The sequence below is a fragment of the Mycobacterium sp. IDUB_17 genome (assembly GCF_055419465.1).
Window position 1 is genome coordinate 114,479 of the sequence record NZ_JBVAXS010000003.1, and the last position, 19,145, is coordinate 133,623.

Consider the following 19,145-nt stretch of genomic DNA (forward strand, 5'->3'; position numbering starts at 1 on the left):
GTCAGCTCAAAGGCCGGTGGGGCATCAGGGCATTCGGCGGGATCTGGCCGAACTTGCCCGCCTGGTAGTCCTCCAGCGCCTGGATGAGCTCGGACTTCGAGTTCATCACGAAGGGGCCGTAGTGGAAGACCGGTTCCCGGATCGGCTGACCGCCCAGCAGCAGAACTTCCATCGCGGGCCGGTTCGAGTCCTGGGTTCCCTCGGCCGACACCGTGATCCGGTCGCCGGGGCCCAGTACCGCGAGCTGGCCCTGATGGATCGGGTGGCCGACCGGGCCGACGCTGCCGCGTCCGCTCAGCACGTACACCAGCGCGTTGAAATCACGGTTCCACGGCAGGTTGAGCTGCGCACCCGGTTCGATCGTGGCGTGCGCCAGGGTGATCGGGGTGTGTGTCGCACCCGGTCCCTGAGCACCGTCGATCTCACCGGCGATGATCCGGACCAAGGATCCGCCGTCCTGAGAGGACAGCAGCTTGGCGTCGGGACCCTCGATGGCCTGGTAGCGCGGGGTCGCGAACTTGTCCTTCTTGGGCAGGTTCACCCACAGCTGGATGCCGTGGAACGTGCCGCCGTTCTCGACCAGTTCGGCCGGCGGGGTCTCGATGTGCAGGATGCCCGATCCGGCGGTCATCCACTGGGTGGCGCCGTCGGTGATCAGGCCGCCACCGCCGTGTGAATCCTGGTGGGCGAAACGGCCGTCGATCATGTAGGTGACGGTTTCGAACCCGCGGTGCGGGTGCCAATCGGTGCCCCGGGGCTCGCCGGGCTGGTATTCCACCTCACCCATCTGGTCCATGTGGACGAACGGGTCGAGGTCTGCGGCGCTGACTCCACCGAACGCACGCACGACGGGGAATCCCTCGCCTTCGAATCCGCGCGGGCCGGTCGTGATGGAGCGGACCGGGCGTTCGGTGTCCGACGCCTGAGCTGCCGCGATGCGGGGCAGGGTCAAGGTGTCTGCGGTGATGGCTGGCATCTCCTACCTCCAATTTGTAGTCTGATGCCAGGTATAACCGGACTGCGGTCCGATTATTCCTCAGGAATCTTTCCCCTGGTCAGGCGAGGGCCGCCAGGGCGGCCTCGCGGGCCTCGGCAGCCGACTCGGTGTCCAGGACCGCCTCGGCCGCGGAGCGACACTGTTGCAACGTCACCTGCGCGATCCGCGCGCCCACCGCGGCGATCGCCGCCGGCGCCATCGACAACGACGTCACCCCGAGCCCCACCAGGACGGCGGCCAACAATGGGTCCGCCGCGGCCTCACCGCACACTCCGACCGGCTTGCCCGCCACCGCTCCCGCCCGCGCGGCCAACCCCACGAGGGCCAGCACCGCGGGCTGCCACGGATCCGTGAGGGCGGCCAGGTCGGCCGACATCCGGTCGGCCGCCATCGTGTACTGCGCGAGGTCGTTGGTGCCGATCGACAGAAACTCGACGTGCTCGAGAATCTTGTCGGCCAACAGTGCCGCGGCGGGCACCTCGATCATCACGCCGGGGCTGAGCCCATGCGAACGCACTTTGGCGGCAAAGCTTTTCGCCTCGGCCGCAGTGGCGATCATGGGCGCCATCACCCACGGCTGCTGGCCGGTCGCCTTGGCGGCGGCGGCCACCGCCTCGAGCTGGTGCTCCAGCAGGCCGGGATTGCCCTCGGCGATCCGGATACCACGCACGCCGAGTGCAGGGTTCGCCTCTTCGGGGTGCCCGGCGAACTTCAGGGGCTTGTCCGAGCCCGCATCGAGCGTACGGACCACGACTTTCTGCCCGGCGAAGGCCTCCAGGACCTCCCCGTAGATCTTGGCCTGTTCCGCCACGGTCGGCTCGGTGTCCCGGTTCAGGAAGCACAGCTCGGTGCGGAACAGCCCGACGCCTTCGGCAGGGGTTTCCCGCGCCGCCCTTGCGGCCGCGCCATCCTGCACGTTGGCCAGGATCGCGACGGCGTGACCGTCTGCCGTCGCACCGGGACCGGTCCACTCCCGGACCGCCTGGGCATCGCGTTGAGCGGCGGCCACCGCTTCGGCGGCAATGGATGGGTCCGGGTCAGTGGTCAGGGTGCCCGCGGTGCCGTCAAGCAGGACCATGGCACCGGCGGTGACGGAATCGAGCCCGCTCACCGCCACGACGCACGGAATCCCCAGCTGACGGGCGATGATCGCGGTGTGACTGGTCGGCCCGCCGAGCGTAGTGGCCAGCCCGACCACCAGCTGCGGGTCCAGCCCCGCGGTGTCGGCCGGCGCCAGGTCCTCAGCGCACAGGATGGATGGGATATCCGGCAGCGGCACACCAGGTTCCGGCAGTCCGGACAGTTCGGCGATCACCCGGTCGCGGATATCGCGCAGATCGGTGACGCGTTCGGCCATCAGCCCGCCGATCTGCGTGAACAGGTCCACGAACTGGTCGACGGCCTCGGTCACGGCACGGACCGCGGGCGCCCCGGCGGCGATCCGTTTGTCGGCAGCCCCCAGCCAGGCCCGGTCCTGGGCCAGCGTCGCGGTGGCCGCGAGAACTTCTGAGGCGGCGCCCGTGGCATGCGCGGCCCGGTCTCGCAGCCGGGTCGCGACCTCCGTCGCCGCGGCGGCGAAACGCTCAGCCTCGGCCGGCCGGTCCGCCTCATCGACGTCGCCGGCAGGAACCTGAATCTCCGGAAGCCTGCTGACCCGGATCACAGGTGCGTACCGCACACCCGGGACCACCGGAACCCCACGGAAGACGGTGGGTGATGCCACCGACGATGTAGTGCCCATGTGAGACAGATTACAAGAAAGCGTTGACAAGTCAACACAGTCAAGCGTAAAACAACACATATCAACATTTGATCGCGCTTGAACCCACACAAACGGAGGCTCATGTACGCCGAGGAGCGCCAGCAGGCCATCGCCGCGCTGGTCATGAGCAGGGGCCGCGCCTCAGTCGCCGAACTGGCGCAGACATACGACGTCACCACCGAGACCGTCCGCCGCGATCTGGCCGTGCTCGACAAAGCCGGCGTCGTGCGCCGCGTCCACGGCGGGGCGGTACCGGCCCAGATGCTGCATCTCGTCGAAGCCGGGGTCGGTGAACGCGACACCACCCGCGCCGCGCAGAAAGATGCCATCGCCGCGGCCGCTGTCGACTTCTTCCCCCTCACCGGTGCCAGCGTGCTGCTGGACGCGGGGACGACCACCGCCCGCGTCGCCTCCCAACTACCGGCGGATCGGGAACTCACCGTGGTGACCAACTCGGTCCCGATCGCCGGCCTCCTCGCCACGGTGCCGACCGTCACCCTGCAGTTGCTCGGCGGACGGGTCCGCGGGCTCACCCAGGCCGCCGTCGGCGAGCACGTACTGCGCGTACTCGAAACCCTGCGGGTGGACGTCGGGTTCATCGGCACCAACGCCATCAGCGTGCGGCACGGACTGTCGACCCCCGACACCGAGGAAGCAGCGGTGAAGCGGGCCATGGTGCAGGCCGCGAATTACGTCGTGGTCGTCGCGGACTCGTCAAAAGTCGGTCAAGAGGACTTCGTCAGCTTCGCCCCCATCGACAGCGTCGACACCCTGATCACCGACGCCGAGATCTCCGACGCCGACCGCGCGCTGCTCACCGGGCACGGCGTCGAGGTGGTGATCGCGTGATCATCACCGTCACCCCGAACCCCAGCCTGGACCGCACCGTCACCGTGGGATCGCCGTTGATCCGCGGAGCGGTGCAGCGCGTCGATTCCGTCACCGTCGAACCGGGCGGCAAGGGCATCAACGTGGCCCGTGCGTTGACCTTGGCCGGCGTCGCCGCCGAGGCCGTGTTGCCCGCGGGCGACTCTGATCCTCTTCTCGGTGCTCTGCTGACGCTTGGTGTGCCGTTCACCAATGTTCCGATCGCAGAGCCTGTCCGCACCAACCTGGCGATCACCGAATCCGACGGCACCACAACCAAACTCAACGAACGTGGCGCTGTTGTGGACGCTGACGCACTCGGGGCGTTGACCCGCTGCGTACTGGCCAAGGCGCAGGGTGCGTCGTGGGTGGTGCTGTCCGGATCGCTGCCGCCCGAGATACCGCTCGACTGGTACGCGCAGGTGGTCTCGCTGCTGGCACCGCTCGACTGCAGGGTGGCCGTCGATACCTCCGAGGCACCGCTGGCCGCGCTGGCCGCCGGATTCGAGGCGGCCGCGCCGGATCTGATCAAGCCCAATGCCGAAGAGCTGGCCGATCTGGCGGGAGTGCCGGCGGCGGAATTGGAAAGTGCTGCAGCCCAGGGCGATATGTCGCCGGTGGTGGCCGCTTCTCGTGCACTCGTCGGGCGAGGTGTCGGCGCCGTGCTGGCCACGCTCGGTGCCGCCGGCGCGGTGCTGGTCGATGGGTCGGGCGCCTGGCTCGCGACGCCGCCGCCGATCGTGCCCCGCAGCACCGTCGGTGCAGGGGATTCTTCCTTGGCGGGTTATCTACGCGCCGTCGTCGCCGGTGTCGAAGCCCCGCAGCGACTACAGATGGCGGTCGCCTACGGCAGTGCCGCCGCCGCGCTGCCCGGATCGGCCCTCCCCGGCCCCGACCAACTCGACCTCGACGCAGTCCGTACCCACCCCATGAAGGTGTCGCTATGAATCAACCGATCATCACCCCCGGGCTGGTCCTGCTCGATGTCGACGCGGGCAGTGACAAGGAAGCGGTCATCGCGCGTCTGGTCGGCGCACTCGCCGAGGCGGGCCGCACCAGCGACACCGAAGGCCTGGTAGGCGCGGCGATGGCCCGCGAGGCCCAATCCGCCACCGGACTACCCGGCGGCATCGCGATTCCACACTGCCGCTCCCCCTACGTCGATACGCCCACAATCGGCTTCGCCCGACTCTCCCCTAAGGTCGACTTCGGCGCCCCCGACGGTCCGGCCGATCTCGTGTTCCTGATCGCCGCTCCGGAATCCGGTGGGGCCGAACACATGAAGCTGCTGTCCAGCCTGGCCCGGGCGCTGGTCCGCAAGGATTTCGTGGCGTCGCTGCGGGACGCCGGGAGCGTCCCTGAGGTGGTGACGCTCGTCGACGATGTGGTGAACCCGGCGCCTGCCGTCCCTGCGCCTGTCCCGGTTGCTGAACCCGCCGCTGAGCCGGTCAAAGCGGTGTCGATCGTCGCGATCACGGCCTGCCCCACCGGTATTGCGCACACCTACATGGCGGCCGATGCACTCAAGCAGGCCGCCGAGACCGCCGGGGTGGAGTTGACCGTCGAAACTCAAGGGTCTTCCGGCAGCACGCCCGTGTCCGCGGCCACCATCGCCGCGGCGAATGCCGTCATCTTCGCCACAGACGTCGGCGTCAAGGACAAGCAACGCTTCGCGGGCAAGCCCGTCATCGCCTCCGGCGTCAAACGCGCCATCAACGAGCCCGACGCCATGATCTCCGAAGCCGTCAGTGCCGCAGGCAATCCCAATGCCCCGCGGGTGACCGGATCTGTTGACGAGGCCGCTCCGGCCGCGTCGGGCGACGTGGGCTGGGGTACCCGTACCCGCCAGATCCTGCTCACCGGCGTGAGCTACATGATCCCGTTCGTCGCGGCCGGTGGTCTACTCATCGCGCTGGGCTTCCTGTTCGCCGGATACGACATCGGCAATACCCCTGATGGCGCGGAACCACTGGCCTACGGGATGAACTCGCTGGGCCACCACATCGCCGTCACCAACACGCTGGCAGACCTGCCGCCGGGTGGGCTGACGCAGTATCTCGGGGCGGTGTTGTTCACGCTCGGCGGGCTGGCCTTCATGTTCCTGGTGCCTGCCCTGGCCGGTTACATCTCCTTCGCGATCGCCGACCGGCCCGGTATCGCACCGGGTTTCACCGCGGGAGCCGTGGCCGTCTTCGTCGGCGGCGGGTTCATCGGCGGCATCGTCGGCGGTTTGATCGCAGGGTTCGCCGCACAGTGGATCAGTTCCTTCAAGGTGCCGCAGTGGTTCCGGGGGCTGATGCCCGTGGTGGTGATCCCGCTCGGTGCGTCGCTCATCGTCGGTCTGCTGATGTTCCTGCTGCTCGGGCGGCCGTTGGCCGCGCTGACCACCGGCCTGACCAATTGGCTCAGCGGCATGACCGGAACCTCGGTCGTGGTGCTCGGGGTGATTCTCGGGTTGATGATGTGCTTCGACCTCGGCGGCCCGGTCAACAAGGCGGCATATGCATTCGCCACCGCGGGCCTCAATGTCGCCGACCCCGCCACTCTCCGCATCATGGCCGCGGTGATGGCCGCCGGCATGGTGCCGCCGCTCGCGATGGCGTTGGCCTCGACCCTGCGACCGGGGCTGTTCACTGAACCTGAGCGCGAGAATGGCCGTGCTGCATGGCTTCTCGGAGCATCCTTCATCTCCGAAGGTGCCATCCCGTTCGCCGCGGCGGACCCGCTGCGGGTGATTCCGTCGATGATGCTCGGCGGCGCCGTCACCGGCGGGCTGATCATGGCGTTCGACGTCACGCTGAAGGCACCGCACGGCGGCATCTTCGTGTTCTTCGCGATCGGCAACCTGCTGTGGTTCCTGGTCGCCCTGGCCGCTGGCACCGTCATCGCCGCCCTGGCCGTCATCATGGCCAAGCAATTCGCCAAACCAGCTGTCACCACACCGGAAACCCCGGCGCTGGCCACCACTTAAGTCACAACCCTAAGGAGAAACAATGCCCAGCAAGACTGTCACCGTCGGTTCCGCCATCGGCCTGCACGCCCGCCCCGCAGCGATCATCGCCGAGGCTGTGGTCAACGCCGGAGTCCCGGTCACCCTGTCGATGGATGGTGGCGAGCCCGTCGACGCCGGTTCGGCCCTGATGATCATGACGCTGGGTGCCGCCAAGGGAGCTCAGGTGACCGTGGAATCCGACGACACTGACGCGTTGGCCACTGTGGCGGGGTTGGTCGAACAGGATTTGGACGCGTAAGGCCTACCGCTCGGCGTGGCGGGCGATGAGTGCGAGTTCAGCCTCGCCAGCCTGTTCCGGGGTAGAAAACGGCATATTTGTCCCAACGAAGTCCCGAGCTTCACGAAAGTCCATGCCCTGCTCGACGAACATATTCACTGTGCCGACATGCAATACCGCTGTCGCACGCTTGGCGGCCACCCCGGCCACGAACCGGATCTCGTCGGCCAGCTGCGCCTCGGTCAGCTTCGTCACCTTTGGATCCAGGTCCAGCTGGGCAACCGAACCGCTGAGGTAGGCAGTAACAGTCACTGTGCCCGGCGGGTTGGTTATCTGCACCACCGGAATCTGCTCCTGGTCTTCGGGCTCACCCTCGCCATCGATGGCACCGAAGCCGTCGTCCTCCACTTCCTCGACTTCGCGGCCGGAGTAGTCATAGACCGCGTCGAGGTCGCCGTAATCGTTGCCAGGGTTCACATCGCCTGCCGCGTCGTCGGGCAGAGCGTCGAGTCCCGATCCATCGTCGAACACCGGGGTGCCAAAGTCGAGAGCGTCGAGACCGTTGTCGTTGCTGTCGTCGTCCCAGTCGTCCGAACCGTGAGGCGTCATGCGTCAGTGATATCCCATCGCATTCCATCGGTCGACCCCGATGTTGTCCGCGGCGCCGCAAATGGCGCTATCGGCCTGCCCGAACGCGCCCGCCTTGCCGCGTGCAACACTCACCGCGGACACAAAGCGTCATCACCCTCACCTGGGCACCCTTATGATTGCCTGCGTGCGATTAGCCGGACGGCTTGACGTGAGACGATGCGTTTCTGAACGGGCCGGATTTTGTTTGCTGAAAGTGCATCAGCACACTGCAGACATGTCCGATATCATTGGGGGAGTGTGAGGCGTGCAGCGCTTAGCCGTGATGCTGCTGGCAGTTTTGTTGGCCCTATTCAGTGCGCCTCCGGCGTTTGCGATCGATCCACCCGCGATCGACGCCGCGGCCCTTCCACCTGATGAAACCGGTCCCGATCAGCCGACGGAACAGCGCAAGATCTGTGCGGCGCCGACGGTCATGCCGAATTCGAACTTCGCCGACAAGCCGTGGGCGGCCGACTACCTGAAGCTGGCCGAGGCGCAGAAGTTCGCAACTGGCGCCGGCGTAACTGTCGCGGTCATCGACACCGGGGTCAACGGGTCGCCCCGGGTTCCGGCCGAGCCAGGTGGCGACTTCGTCGACGCCGCAGGCAACGGGATGTCCGACTGTGATGCCCACGGGACCCTGACCGCATCGATCATCGCCGGACGCCCGTCCCCGACTGACGGATTCGTCGGTGTGGCCCCCGATGCGCGACTGATTTCGCTGCGTCAGACGTCAGTGGCGTTCCAGCCCAAGGGTTCGCGCCAGGATCCCAACGACCCGAACTCCACCCAGACCGCGGGCTCGATTCGCAGCCTGGCCCGTTCGGTGGTCCACGCGGCCAACCTCGGCGCGCAAGTGATCAACATCAGTGAGGCCGCCTGCTACAAGGTGACCCGCCGGATCGACGAGAGCAGCCTGGGCGCGGCCATCAACTACGCGGTGAACGTCAAGGGCGCGGTGATCGTCGTCGCCGCCGGCAACACCGGCCAGGACTGCACCCAGAACCTGGCGCCGGATCCGTCGGTCCCCGCCGATGCGCGTGGTTGGAAGGGCGTTCAGACGATCGTCAGCCCGGCCTGGTACGACCCGCTGGTGCTCACCGTCGGCAGCGTCGGCCAGAACGGCCAGCCGAGCAATTTCTCGATGTCGGGTCCGTGGTTGGGCGCGGCCGCCCCCGGCGAGAATCTCACCGCGCTGGGCTATGAGGGCCAGCCGATCAATGCCACCCCCGGTGAGGACGGCCCGGTGCCGCTCAACGGCACGTCGTTCTCGGCCGCGTTCGTCTCCGGTCTGGCAGCGCTGGTCAAGCAGCGCTTCCCGGATCTGACCCCGGCCCAGGTCATCAATCGGATCACCGCCACCGCCCGCCATCCCGGCGGCGGGGTCGACAACTACGTCGGTGCCGGCGTGGTCGATCCGGTGGCCGCCCTGACATGGGAGGTTCCCGAGGGTCCGGCCAAGGCGCCGTTCCGCGTCAAGGAAGTTCCACCGCCGGTGTACATCCCGCCGCCAGATCGCGGCCCGATCACCGGTGTGGTGGTCGCGGGCGTCGCGCTGGCACTGATCCTCGGGATCGCTGCGATGACCCGACGCGCGTTGCGGCGGCGCCCGTGAACTTCCTGCGGCGGCATTTCGGTTTCCGATTCACCACGGGGCACGCCATCTGGGCGGCCACGCTGATCCCGGCCTGCATCGCGGTGTGCCTGCACTTCAAGCTGCTGTGGCTGGGAATCACGCTGTCGGTGCTGATCGCGATCTTCTCGGTGCTCACGATCCGCGGATACCGGCTCACCGGCTGGGTCAGAGCGCTCTTCTCGTGGCGGCGGCGCCACCGCAGCACCCCCGATGTGCCCTCGGAGCCTGCCGTCGGGGCCACCGTCATGCCGGGCGATCACGTCGCCGTGCGCTGGCAGGGCGACTACCTGGTCGCGGTAATCGAGTTGATACCAAGGCCTTTCACGCCGACGGTGATCGTCAACGGCGATGCCGTCTCTGACGACACCGTCAGCACCAAACTGGTCGAAAAGCTGCTACGGGCGCACTGCCCCGACCTGGAGGCCGATGTCGTGTCGGCCGGCTACCGCGTCGGCAAGACCGCACCGGCCAGCCTGGTGGCGCTTTACGAGCAGGTGGTGGGCCCGTACCCGGCGCCGGCGAACCGGCGCACCTGGATCGTGCTGCGTGCCGACCCGGAGAAGACCCGGCGCTCGGCCCAGCGCCGCGACAGCGGGGTGTCCGGGTTGGCCCGGTACCTGGTGGCGTCAGCCACCCGCATCGCGGATCAGTTGGCCAGCAACGGAATCGACGCGCGGTGCTCGCGCAGTTTCGACGATTACGACAAGGCCACCGAGATCAGTTTCGAGAAGGAAACCTGGTCGCTGATCAAGGGCCGTAGTACCTTCACCGCGGCGTACAACGCGCCCGGCGGTCCGGACGTCTGGTGGTCGGCCCGCGCCGATCACACCACGACGTGCGTACGGATTCGTCCCGGGGCGGCTCCGACGTCGACGGTGTTGTTGACGACGTTGTCCAATCCGACTACGCCGCGAGGGTTTTCCTGCCTCTACGGCGGGCAGCGGGCGGCCCTTCAGGGCCTCACGCCGGTCACCGACAAGCACTACGACCTGCCGATCGGCTCTGCCGGCGTGCTCGTCGGCGAGACCTCGGACCGCTACCCGGTGTACATGCCGTTCGACAACGTCGACGTCAGCATCAACCTCGGGGACGCCCGGCTGTTCACCCAGTTCGTCATCCGCTCCGCCGCATCCGGCGCGGTGGTGACCCTCGGGCCGCAGTTCCGCGAATTCGCCACGATGATCAACGGCCGCGTCGGGCGGGTCCCGCGCGTCGCGTGGCCGAACGCCACGACCTACCTTGGTCCGCATCAAGGCGTCGGCCGAGTGATCATGCGGCCCAACTTCATTGACACACCGCGACACCGGCAGCTGCCCATCACGTTGATCAATCCGCGTGAAGAGAGCCGCTACCAGATGGCGCTGGAGCAATGACATCAAGCTTCCTGGGAGAGGGGTCCCAGAAAGGTCGGGAGGAACTATGACGGACGAGATGCATCCACAGGTCGCTGCGGTCCTGCGTCAAGCGCAACAGCTGCAGTCACTCATGGACGACCAGCTACACAAGATGAACACCGAAACGTTCACTGCGGCAGACGAAGCCGAGAGCGTCGAAGTCACGCTCAACGGGCATCATCATCTGATCGACGTGTACATCAAAGATGGACTGCTGCGACTGGGCGCCCAAACCGTTGAGCAGCGACTCAACGAAGCGATTCAAAAGGCAACAGCCGCAGCCACCTCGTCAATCGAGGCCGACCGGGAACGGCTCGATGCGATGGTCGCAGAGTTGACTGAGGACGGTATGCCACGGGGCTGAGGTGCGTTCCGGGATTTCGTATTGGCGCGCATCATCGAGCCGACCAGCACCGCTCGATTCGCGTGCGCGCCAGACCGGCATCAAAACCGCCGACCACCGCACCGTGACCTATCGCCTGCCGAAGTTCGCCAACGGGCCGACGCTGATCCAATCAAATGGACGGAGAGTACGTGAGTGGACTGAGAGTATTTTCGATGGCGATCCTGGGCATCTGCGCCGTGGCGTGCGCAGCCTGGGCCGGATTTGCCCTGTTCCAGGGTGATTATCTGACCGCGTTGATAGCCGTTGGGGCCACCATATTCTGGCTCGCTCCTGCACGCGTCTGGCAGATTATGCCTACCGCCATCGCACGGGGCACATGCGATGCTCAGGGGACCACGATCCGTGTTGACAAGCGCGTCGACATTCTGTTGTTCATCGGTGTCATTGCCGGTGTGCTCGCCCTCGGCTCCGCCGGTGTGCTCGGGGCGATGAATAGACTTTTCATTCCCCTGCCTCCCGACATTGGCCCGATGTTCGCCATGGCCTTTATCGGGCCGGCGTTGGTGTTCGCCGCCGCCCTAGTCCTGACGGTCAAGCGCGGGGGCATCGGTTTTGTCCGGCTGACAGCTGACGGCTTCACGTTCGTCGAGGCGTTCTCAACGAACAGCGGTAAGTGGTCACAGGTGGTCGACATCGTAGATCGAGCACCCGACAGTGTGCCGGCAAAGAGTCCGCTGGTCATGGTAATGGCGGACGGCGATTTCAAGATGATCAAAGAGTCGTCGCTGTACTCCCCCAACGGAGCGGCCCTGCTGAAGTTCCTGCGGTTCTACTGGCTCAACCCCGACAGTCGCTCCGAGCTCACCGATGACCGTGCACTTGAGCGGCTACGCCAGGTCCAACTGGATCCCAACTCCACACCGATCTAGGTGTGCGCCTCCACCGGACCCAAATGCTGGTGCGCTAGAACATTTTGGTGTCCTGCAGGCCCCCAGTCAGTGCTTATGCTCGTAATCAACTACAGGAGAGAGAGCACGAAGCGTGGGATTTGTTGACGCCTATTCTTGGGGCAACTGGGGCTACGGTATGTATGACCGCAGTGAGGGTCTCCAAAAAGACGACCGGCATGTCGGCTGGGCCATGGCCGGATACGGCAATGACGCGGTCGGTTTTCTCCAGCCAGCAGGCGAAGGTATTGCAAAGGCACTGGGCAACGCCCGCGCTGCTGAGGCAATGGCCACTCCGATCATCCAGGCAGGCCTGTTCGCCATGATGGCGATGTCCAATACGTGCGGATTCGGCGACCCCAATACAGGTGATCAGTTCAGCCAAGGTGCCGCGAAGTTCGGCGATGCAAAGAACAAGCTCGAATCATCAGCCCGCCCTGCAAGCTGGGAAGGCGATGCCGCCAACGCGTATGACGCGCGCAACCGTGAACATAGTTCGCGAGTCGATCGACTGAAGAAAGCCGACGAGGCGATCCAGAACGCCATCAAGAGCGAGGCAGAGCAAAATGACGTCACTCGCAAGATGCTCGATCGCTGCCAGACAGTTCTGGGTCTGTCTATCATCCCGGCCATCGCACTGAATGCGGTTCCCGGTTGGGGCCAAGCCGCCTCGCTGGTATTTCAAACGGCAGCAGTCGCCGGTACGTTGCCGCCCGCCGAGTGGAGGTATCTCGACCTCATCGATAACTCCGCCCGCAATGCCACGTTGATTCGACGCGCCGGCGCCACCTACGACGAGGTTGCTGCCCAAGCCGGGGACTGGCCCGGAGCGTGCCGTTAGCGTGATAAACAACAACGTTCTCCGGCATACCTCTGAGTACAACGAAGGGAGATCGGCGTGCCCGACGATCTGAACGTTCTCGCAGAAGATCTGAATCAGCGCGGCGGGACACAACGGGCCGCTGCTGGCGACTTCAGTGCCGCCGACGCGGTGACCGACGGCGCGCCGATGGCAGTCTTCGTGACCCACGGCTTGGTATGTTCTGTAGCCACCGCGGCGCTCGGTGCAGCGCAAGCATCGCGAACGGCCGCCACAAAGGCGATGAACAAGGTCTCCAGTGAGCTCGCCGAGGCGCTCGACATCGGCGCTGCCGATTACCGACGCACCGACCATCACGAACAGAGCAACCTCGACGGCCAGATGCACCCGCGTTGACCGCTGCCTTCGTCTAGGTTTCGGCGAGCGCGAATATCCGGCCGATCGAAACCTGCGGCCTGGCCCACACCGAGCTGCCGTCCACCTTGTGCAAGGGCTACATCGGCGCACGCCGTGTTTCCTGCACCGGCGCCCACTGGGGTATCCATCGGCGTGACCCGCGCAGTGCTGGACACCGCCATCAACGACGGCAAGTCTCATGAGTTCTGCGCAAGTTTTGGCATGTTGAAAGCGCGTGGCCTGTTTGAGGCGTATGTGGCCAAGTCCGACGTCCTAGCCGGGCCCAAAGCTGCTGTGACCCAAGGATTCGCCAATGCTCGCGACGGCGTGTTGGGTGGATTTCATACGCAACCTGCACACCGCGGTGGCGGTCAAACGCCCGCGGCAGTCAGCTTCCCTGCGTTCGCCGCATTCTCGCCGGCCCGTGGCAGAGGAACTGGTCGGACAATCCGATCGAACGACTCACCAAGGGCATCAAACGCCGCGCCATCGCAGTGGGATAGTCGCCAACTCGGGCAGCGTTCATCATCGAACCCACCCACGACGGATGGCAAGCCGCCCGCCGCTAGCGCTCCGATGTCTCGAGGACGACTACGCCCTGTCATCGCAGCCAAGAGCACCCGGGCGACACTTGCTGACCAACACCAAATCACCTAGCGGTCAACATGACTCGTTGTTCGCACGCGTGAACGGCGCCGGATCCGAAGCCCATTGCTCATTGGGACGCGGCCACCGTCCACATGTGCCGCGCACACCCATTGGTGCATACATTTGCCGCCGAAGTTGCAGGGCCTCCATCTTCGGGAGGCCTCGACACCTATCCCCGGCAGCAACGCGCCCGCTCTGCAAAGAAAACAAAAAGAGCCGCCTCACCCACGCATGCAGCGGCGGGGGTTCGCGGGTAACCCCCGAACCCCCGCCTAAGCCGAAATCATCGACCGCAGGGCAGAAATGTAGCGCCCTACCCTGCGGCTACTTCTTGGTGTCCTTCGCATCCGGGCGCGCACGACGGCCAATAACCGCCTCGGTGTACGCGCGGTCTTCCTTGTAGAGGTCCTCGTCCTCGGACAGGTTGGGGTTGCGGCGCTTCTCCTTGCCCTGGCCCTGACCATGGCCACCGCCCATGCCACCCATACCGCCGCCCATACCGCCCGCGCCGGCACCGCCCGGTGTGCCGGGGACTCCGCCGCCGCCACGTGCGGCCGCGGGAGATGGCGCCACCGAGTCCGCTCCGACGGCGGGGCCCAGCGGCATCGACGGCATACCGCCGCCGCCACCGCCCATACCGCCACCGCCGCCCGCACTGGCGGGCTTCAGGCTGGGTTCCCCGACGCCGGGCATCTCCGGCATACCCTCAGTTCCCTTCGGAAGGCCACTCGGCATTCCCCCGGAAGGTGCGCCACCACCCGACGGAGAGCCACCGCTCGGTGAGCCGCCACCGCTGGGAGAACCACCACCCGACCCCTGACCGGCCGACGGATCAGCACTGGCCGGCGACATCGACGGCATATCGGGCATCTTGGGCGCTTCGGGCATCCCGGGAGCACCGCCAGGGCTTCCACCAGGGCTTCCACCGGGGCCTCCGGGCGTGCCGGTGCCTGGGACCGCCACGGGTGCCTCACCGTCGCATACCGCCGGAAGATCCTTGCCGATCGCTGGGGGATAACGCGGCGCAATCTCCGACAGATATACATTCGCGTAGTGGTCTAATGCATCGTTGGATGCCGTCTGCAGCCTGTCCCATTCGTCGCCACGGGTTTTCGCATCCTTCCAGCTATTTTCCCGGTCCTTTTGGCGGAAAAGGTTTACGTCCGCCATTGTGGGATGCTCTGCGACAAGCTTGTCATGCGCGTCAACGAATGTTGTCGCCTCGTGGCTCAGCTTTCCGCATTCAGCGCTCATTTCTTTCCACCAAGTGGTCAAGCTTTTCGCGGTGGCGTCGCACGCTTCCGCAGCGGGACCATGCCAACCCTGGACAGTTTTCGCGAAGATATCGCCGTGCATCGCCACGACAGGAACGTACTTATCCCACTCATCTCTAAACCACTTAAGTGAGCCCGCCTGAGGATCGTGACCCTGATGTATTTTCTCCGCGATTATGTCCCAATTGTCATCGTCCTTGGCCCCCTCCTTCAGAAAGACCTCGCCCTTGATCGGCAATGAATCGAGAATCAACTTCCGGTTAGGAATTGCCGTCTCGACCTGGGGCGGTGCAGCACCGTCGCTCATCTGGCTGTTCAGCGCTGCCGTCTTCTGTTCTTGGATCGTCTTGTAGGCACCCGCAGCAGCTCGCAGAGCGCCCCCAATCCGGACTCCCTCTCGCTCCCCAGCCTTAAGGGTCGACGCCAGTCTTACGCTAGACGCCCTCAGTTGGCCCGTCAGCTTGCTGGTGATTAGCAATCCATCCGGCTCTGCCGGCCGATCCGGCGGCGACGGGGGCAGAGGCGTTTCGTATTCGCCGGCTGTGCTCTCCAGCCCCTCCGTCGTGTACTGCAATCCATCGCCCGACCCAGGTACACCCATTTCAATTCATCCTCTCTGCACCGGCGAGGCCAGCCTTGACCACCGCCGAAATGCTCAGCAACCTCGCCCCCCGAGCGATCTGCTTAGGTGCCCGACACGCGCCACCGATGTTCAGGAGCCAATCCTAAGGGCCCAACGAAGGTGCAAAACCCGCAAAATCTTTCTCGGGTCACCCCGTTGGTTGTCCCGGATCCTGGTCACCCGTCGCTGATTCCTGCTCGAGGAAGGCGTCAGCAATCAGTTGTCCAACGTGCTGCCAATACACGAAGTCACTAACAGACCGGCGTTGATCTTCGGCCTGTGTCGCAGTGTGGGCGGCATAAATCGCTTGTTCCTGAGCATGCACGGCGTACTCCAAAAGTGCCTGCAGATGTTGCTCATTCTTCTTGGCGGATCGGCTCATCAAAGGTTCCCAAACCTTGTACCACAACCTGGTCCGTCGATCCTCCGGTTGCGCAGTATCAACCGGTGCCGGTGGCAGCACGTTCACCAGATCGCCATCGCTGATCCGCATCAGTTGGGACCCCGCCTGCGGAGCGATCACCTGCAGACGATCGCGACCAATCATCGTGCCACTCGGAGGGATGTCCTCGGGGGCCAGCACTTCATGGTGCACACCAGCATCTGAGTTCTTGAGCTGGTCCTCGGTCGCGATCACTGCTCGCAACTCTGTGCCGTGGTGGTGGGCCCAACGGTGCAGTGCCGCGACCGGCTGAGTTACGCAACTCGCACGCTCCGCTGGCGACATCGACTCATCCGCCGAAGCCATCTTCACCTGATCGGGCAACCGCACCTTCTCAGGGATATAGGCCAACCCGTAGTTATTGGCCACCACGATGCTGCCGTCAACGGTGACGGCAGTGACCCAGAAGAACTTGTAATCAGCGGAATTGACCATATCGGGGGCATTGAGCGCAGCGGCAATCCTGCGCGCCAACACCAACGGATCCGAACCTGACCGCTTCGCCGCATTCTGGGCAGCGTCACGCTCGGCCCGTGCCGCGGACACGGGAATCGGCGCCACCTGAGCGCCACCAGCGATATTGGTTGGCTGAGCCGGGGGCGGTGCGGCTGCGGGCAGTGGTGCCACTGGCGCGGCGGGCGGCGCCGTCGGCGGAGGTCCAAGCGGCATCGACGGCACTCCGCCGCCCATGCCCATCGAGCCGCCCGCCGGCGGCCCCTGCACCGGAGCCACGGGCGCCTGCGCACCACTCAGTGAGGCTGGCGCCGAATGAGTACTCGCCGGTGCCATCGCATCGCTCGCCGGAACCGTGGGGGCCGGCGCCAAAGGCGGTGCGCCAGTAGAAGCGGCATGAACCGGTGTCCCCGCCGAATCCGCAAACCCCTTCGAGAAGGCCTGCAACGGATCCGTCGGTGCCCCACCGACTGGTGCTTGGCCCAATGCCTGCGACGCGCTCGCGGCTTGCTCAGCGCCACTACCACCTAAGCCACCGCTCAACGGGCTAGGGGCACCTGATGCACCGGTGCCTCCGGTGCCCCCACCGGACAAATTGGGAGCTCCACCTGATGGCGATGGAGGAGTGGGTGTAGAGGTCACGGGGGATGGTGGTGGTGTGGGTGGAGTCTTGCCGAGGGTAGGAGGTGTGGTCGCCGTGGGTAGACCTTGAATGATCGGCGGAGCCACGTTCGTATCCAGCGATTGGCCAGGCGCAGTCTGATCAGCTTTGACAAAATCGCCTCCGCCGCTGTCCGCGTCATTTGCGTCCGGGACCCCTTGCACAGCGTCCGCAACGTGTCCAGGTTTAGTTTGATCGGCCTTGACAAAGTCCGTTACGTCACTCGTATCGAGAGGCCCGGGCACAGCATCCACCGCCTGCCCGGGCGTAGTTTGGCCGGCTTTTGTGAATAGCGATAGAGGATCTGCTTCGCCAGGCTTATCCTCCTCTTTCTTATCCTTGAAGTGTTCCTTGCCATACTTTGGCGGCTCAGTAGAAACCCCATCCTTGCCCGAAACAGTATCGGCGCCCCACTGAACAATGGTTTTATTAGCCTCGTATGCTTGGCCTCTAATTTTGCTGACAGCGTCGTCTGTATTCTTTCCTTTGGCTTCGGAAATGGTGTCGTTAATTACCTCAACCGCCGTGTTAACAGTGCCGACGACCGCTTCCTTAACCCTGCCAATTAGCCCAACAGCTTCTCCACACCACCCAGTGGCCGTCGTGAGTTGCTGCTCGTGTGCTTCCATAGCCTTCGTGTGGGTGTCGACCTTGGCGTTGGCCGCGGTCGCTGAGACGCCTGCCCAGTTGTTTTCGCTCTTGAGGTAAGACTGACCGGACTCCCAACCCTCCTTGGCGCCAGTCAGATCTTTACGAATGCCGCCCAACTGCGTACTGCGATCGGTAAACACCGACTCATCCGTCTCTGGCCAAGCGCCCGGCCCAACCATCTCGTCAATGTGCTCGCCGGAAGGCTTCTTGTGATTTTCGATACCCATCATGACGCGGCCTTACAGCCCCACGTGATAGTTGCCGATAGATATACTGCGGACTGCGACATAAAGTTATCTACAGGTCTGTAGTTGGGAATCGCCAGCACAAATGCTCGACGGTATTGCGCCGCCAGGACGGCAATGTCTTCGAAAACCGGATTCCCACTATCTCTGCCCAACCGTTCGATATCATCTGCGTTCGTCGACATCACGGCTGCCGCACTATCATTCACGGCTCGTTGTTCAGGCGTCCAGTCACCGGCGGGAGTTTTTGCGTCGATGGCCCGCCATTCTGCCGTCGTATCATCAAACTTCTCCATAAGGGGGCCCCATTCTGAGCAACTGGAATTCCCCAGCGCAAGGAACGGCTTCCCGACAGAGCTGTCACCAGGCGACCACACTTCGGACGGCGAGCCAGGTGCCGCAACAAGGGGTGCAAGAGTCTGCGCTACGTTTACGTGAATTGCCGAGCATATATTCGCCAGCGCAGACGCCACGGAATCGGTTGCCCCCGAAAGATTGTTATCTGTACTGACGTAATTCGGTATTGAGGCCACAGCCAGCCGCGAATAAGCGATGAATTGCGTATAAAGTTCGCGTATCACTCTATGAGGCGTCTGTTTTGCCAAGGTCTCTGCCTGATTCGCCGCATCCGTGCGTGCCTTCCCCATGGCTTCGTATGTCGCACGTTGCTCGGCGGTCCACGCAGTCGCGGGGATCGCAGAGTCCCGTTGGGCCCAGCCTGAAGCCTTTGTAACCGAAAGGTAGTCCTGATAAACCCGTCCCCAAGCGTCACACGTCGGGTCTTCGGTAATGATGTTGACCGGTCCGGTGTCATTGGCGCTCGCAAATTCGGATTTGGAGCCGTCTGCCCCAGCATTCGACCGACCATTCCCACCGCTGTCGGGCTTGACGACTAACACGGTAATGACGACGGCGAGTGCGATCGCCAGCGCCACAGCGAGCCCACCGAGGATCCATTTGGTTTTCCCGCCGCCGCTGGGCGGTGGCGGAGGGCCAGCCGCCCACTGCTGTTGAGGACCCCACGGCGGAGGCCCACCAGGCGGCGGGCCGGCCGGACCGCTGGGTTGCTGCTGCCACGGTTGCGGCGCACCGCCAGGCTGACCGCCACCACCCGTAGGCGGGTG

General features: G+C 64.9%; 16 protein-coding genes and 1 pseudogene. 10 read left to right on the forward strand and 7 right to left on the reverse strand.

The window, feature by feature from the left end:
- Position 1: 1 nt before the first annotated feature.
- Positions 2–976, reverse strand: a complete 975-nt coding sequence (locus ACZYZ7_RS13580) for a pirin family protein (protein ID WP_463741122.1) — start codon at positions 974–976, stop codon at positions 2–4.
- A 79-nt stretch (positions 977–1,055) separates the two neighbouring features.
- Complete coding sequence (gene ptsP, locus ACZYZ7_RS13585; RefSeq protein ID WP_463741123.1) at positions 1,056–2,738, reverse strand: phosphoenolpyruvate--protein phosphotransferase; 1,683 nt, start codon at positions 2,736–2,738, stop codon at positions 1,056–1,058.
- Positions 2,739–2,840: 102 nt separating this feature from the next.
- Here ptsP and ACZYZ7_RS13590 point away from each other — a divergent pair, with 102 nt between their 5' ends.
- The 4 genes from ACZYZ7_RS13590 to ACZYZ7_RS13605 are packed head-to-tail and all read left to right on the forward strand — an operon-like array spanning position 2,841 to position 6,877.
- Positions 2,841–3,608, forward strand: coding sequence for a DeoR/GlpR family DNA-binding transcription regulator (locus ACZYZ7_RS13590; protein ID WP_463741124.1), 768 nt, complete (start codon positions 2,841–2,843; stop codon positions 3,606–3,608).
- The gene (locus tag ACZYZ7_RS13595) at positions 3,605–4,573 is read left to right on the forward strand and encodes a 1-phosphofructokinase family hexose kinase (protein ID WP_463741125.1); all 969 of its coding nucleotides are present in this window, start codon (positions 3,605–3,607) and stop codon (positions 4,571–4,573) included. The genes ACZYZ7_RS13590 and ACZYZ7_RS13595 overlap by 4 nt, the downstream gene beginning before the upstream one ends.
- Positions 4,570–6,597 (forward strand): PTS fructose transporter subunit IIABC, encoded by a 2,028-nt coding sequence (locus tag ACZYZ7_RS13600; RefSeq protein WP_463741126.1) that lies wholly within the window; start codon positions 4,570–4,572, stop codon positions 6,595–6,597. The genes ACZYZ7_RS13595 and ACZYZ7_RS13600 overlap by 4 nt, the downstream gene beginning before the upstream one ends.
- Positions 6,598–6,619: 22 nt before the next feature.
- Positions 6,620–6,877: an HPr family phosphocarrier protein gene (locus tag ACZYZ7_RS13605; RefSeq protein WP_463741127.1), complete on the forward strand. Its 258-nt coding sequence runs from the start codon at positions 6,620–6,622 to the stop codon at positions 6,875–6,877.
- 3 nt (positions 6,878–6,880) lie between these two features.
- Here the strand turns inward: ACZYZ7_RS13605 and ACZYZ7_RS13610 are convergent, their stop codons facing one another.
- Positions 6,881–7,465, reverse strand: coding sequence for a hypothetical protein (locus tag ACZYZ7_RS13610; RefSeq protein ID WP_463741128.1), 585 nt, complete (start codon positions 7,463–7,465; stop codon positions 6,881–6,883).
- Positions 7,466–7,751: 286 nt separating this feature from the next.
- Here ACZYZ7_RS13610 and mycP point away from each other — a divergent pair, with 286 nt between their 5' ends.
- From mycP to ACZYZ7_RS13640, 6 genes are all read left to right on the forward strand, one after another.
- A complete protein-coding gene (mycP, locus tag ACZYZ7_RS13615; protein WP_463741129.1) occupies positions 7,752–9,101 on the forward strand; it encodes a type VII secretion-associated serine protease mycosin in 1,350 nt (449 codons plus the stop codon).
- Complete coding sequence (eccE, locus tag ACZYZ7_RS13620; protein ID WP_463741130.1) at positions 9,098–10,495, forward strand: type VII secretion protein EccE; 1,398 nt, start codon at positions 9,098–9,100, stop codon at positions 10,493–10,495. Before mycP ends, eccE begins: the two co-directional genes overlap by 4 nt.
- Before the next feature lie 46 nt (positions 10,496–10,541).
- Positions 10,542–10,880: a YbaB/EbfC family nucleoid-associated protein gene (locus ACZYZ7_RS13625; protein ID WP_463741131.1), complete on the forward strand. Its 339-nt coding sequence runs from the start codon at positions 10,542–10,544 to the stop codon at positions 10,878–10,880.
- A 194-nt stretch (positions 10,881–11,074) separates the two neighbouring features.
- Positions 11,075–11,791: a hypothetical protein gene (locus tag ACZYZ7_RS13630; RefSeq protein WP_463741132.1), complete on the forward strand. Its 717-nt coding sequence runs from the start codon at positions 11,075–11,077 to the stop codon at positions 11,789–11,791.
- A 112-nt stretch (positions 11,792–11,903) separates the two neighbouring features.
- Positions 11,904–12,650, forward strand: a complete 747-nt coding sequence (locus ACZYZ7_RS13635) for an EspA/EspE family type VII secretion system effector (RefSeq protein WP_463741133.1) — start codon at positions 11,904–11,906, stop codon at positions 12,648–12,650.
- 57 nt (positions 12,651–12,707) lie between these two features.
- Positions 12,708–13,025: a type VII secretion target gene (locus tag ACZYZ7_RS13640; RefSeq protein WP_463741134.1), complete on the forward strand. Its 318-nt coding sequence runs from the start codon at positions 12,708–12,710 to the stop codon at positions 13,023–13,025.
- 972 nt (positions 13,026–13,997) lie between these two features.
- On the opposite strand, the gene ACZYZ7_RS13645 is transcribed toward ACZYZ7_RS13640, so the two are convergent.
- From ACZYZ7_RS13645 to ACZYZ7_RS13660, 4 genes and pseudogenes are all read right to left on the reverse strand, one after another.
- Positions 13,998–14,561: a hypothetical protein gene (locus ACZYZ7_RS13645; RefSeq protein ID WP_463741428.1), complete on the reverse strand. Its 564-nt coding sequence runs from the start codon at positions 14,559–14,561 to the stop codon at positions 13,998–14,000.
- Between the two features lie 132 nt (positions 14,562–14,693).
- Positions 14,694–15,548 (reverse strand): annotated as a pseudogene (locus ACZYZ7_RS13650) (PPE domain-containing protein); the annotation flags it as partial.
- Between the two features lie 169 nt (positions 15,549–15,717).
- Positions 15,718–18,006 carry a hypothetical protein gene (locus ACZYZ7_RS13655; RefSeq protein WP_463741135.1) on the reverse strand — a complete coding sequence of 763 codons (2,289 nt, stop codon included), beginning with the start codon at positions 18,004–18,006 and terminating at the stop codon, positions 15,718–15,720.
- Positions 18,003–18,956 carry a hypothetical protein gene (locus ACZYZ7_RS13660; RefSeq protein WP_463741136.1) on the reverse strand — a complete coding sequence of 318 codons (954 nt, stop codon included), beginning with the start codon at positions 18,954–18,956 and terminating at the stop codon, positions 18,003–18,005. Before ACZYZ7_RS13660 ends, ACZYZ7_RS13655 begins: the two co-directional genes overlap by 4 nt.
- Positions 18,957–19,145: the final 189 nt, after the last annotated feature.

Bases quoted from the DNA above. Each gene is read 5' to 3' on its own strand.
- ACZYZ7_RS13580 (WP_463741122.1), bottom strand. From the start codon at position 976: ATGCCAGCCATCACCGCAGACACCTTGACCCTGCCCCGCATCGCGGCA.
- ptsP (WP_463741123.1), bottom strand. From the start codon at position 2,738: ATGGGCACTACATCGTCGGTGGCATCACCCACCGTCTTCCGTGGGGTT.
- ACZYZ7_RS13590 (WP_463741124.1), top strand. From the start codon at position 2,841: ATGTACGCCGAGGAGCGCCAGCAGGCCATCGCCGCGCTGGTCATGAGC.
- ACZYZ7_RS13600 (WP_463741126.1), top strand. From the start codon at position 4,570: ATGAATCAACCGATCATCACCCCCGGGCTGGTCCTGCTCGATGTCGAC.
- ACZYZ7_RS13605 (WP_463741127.1), top strand. From the start codon at position 6,620: ATGCCCAGCAAGACTGTCACCGTCGGTTCCGCCATCGGCCTGCACGCC.
- ACZYZ7_RS13610 (WP_463741128.1), bottom strand. From the start codon at position 7,465: ATGACGCCTCACGGTTCGGACGACTGGGACGACGACAGCAACGACAAC.
- ACZYZ7_RS13625 (WP_463741131.1), top strand. From the start codon at position 10,542: ATGACGGACGAGATGCATCCACAGGTCGCTGCGGTCCTGCGTCAAGCG.
- ACZYZ7_RS13630 (WP_463741132.1), top strand. From the start codon at position 11,075: ATGGCGATCCTGGGCATCTGCGCCGTGGCGTGCGCAGCCTGGGCCGGA.
- ACZYZ7_RS13645 (WP_463741428.1), bottom strand. From the start codon at position 14,561: ATGCCCGAAGCGCCCAAGATGCCCGATATGCCGTCGATGTCGCCGGCC.
- ACZYZ7_RS13655 (WP_463741135.1), bottom strand. From the start codon at position 18,006: ATGATGGGTATCGAAAATCACAAGAAGCCTTCCGGCGAGCACATTGAC.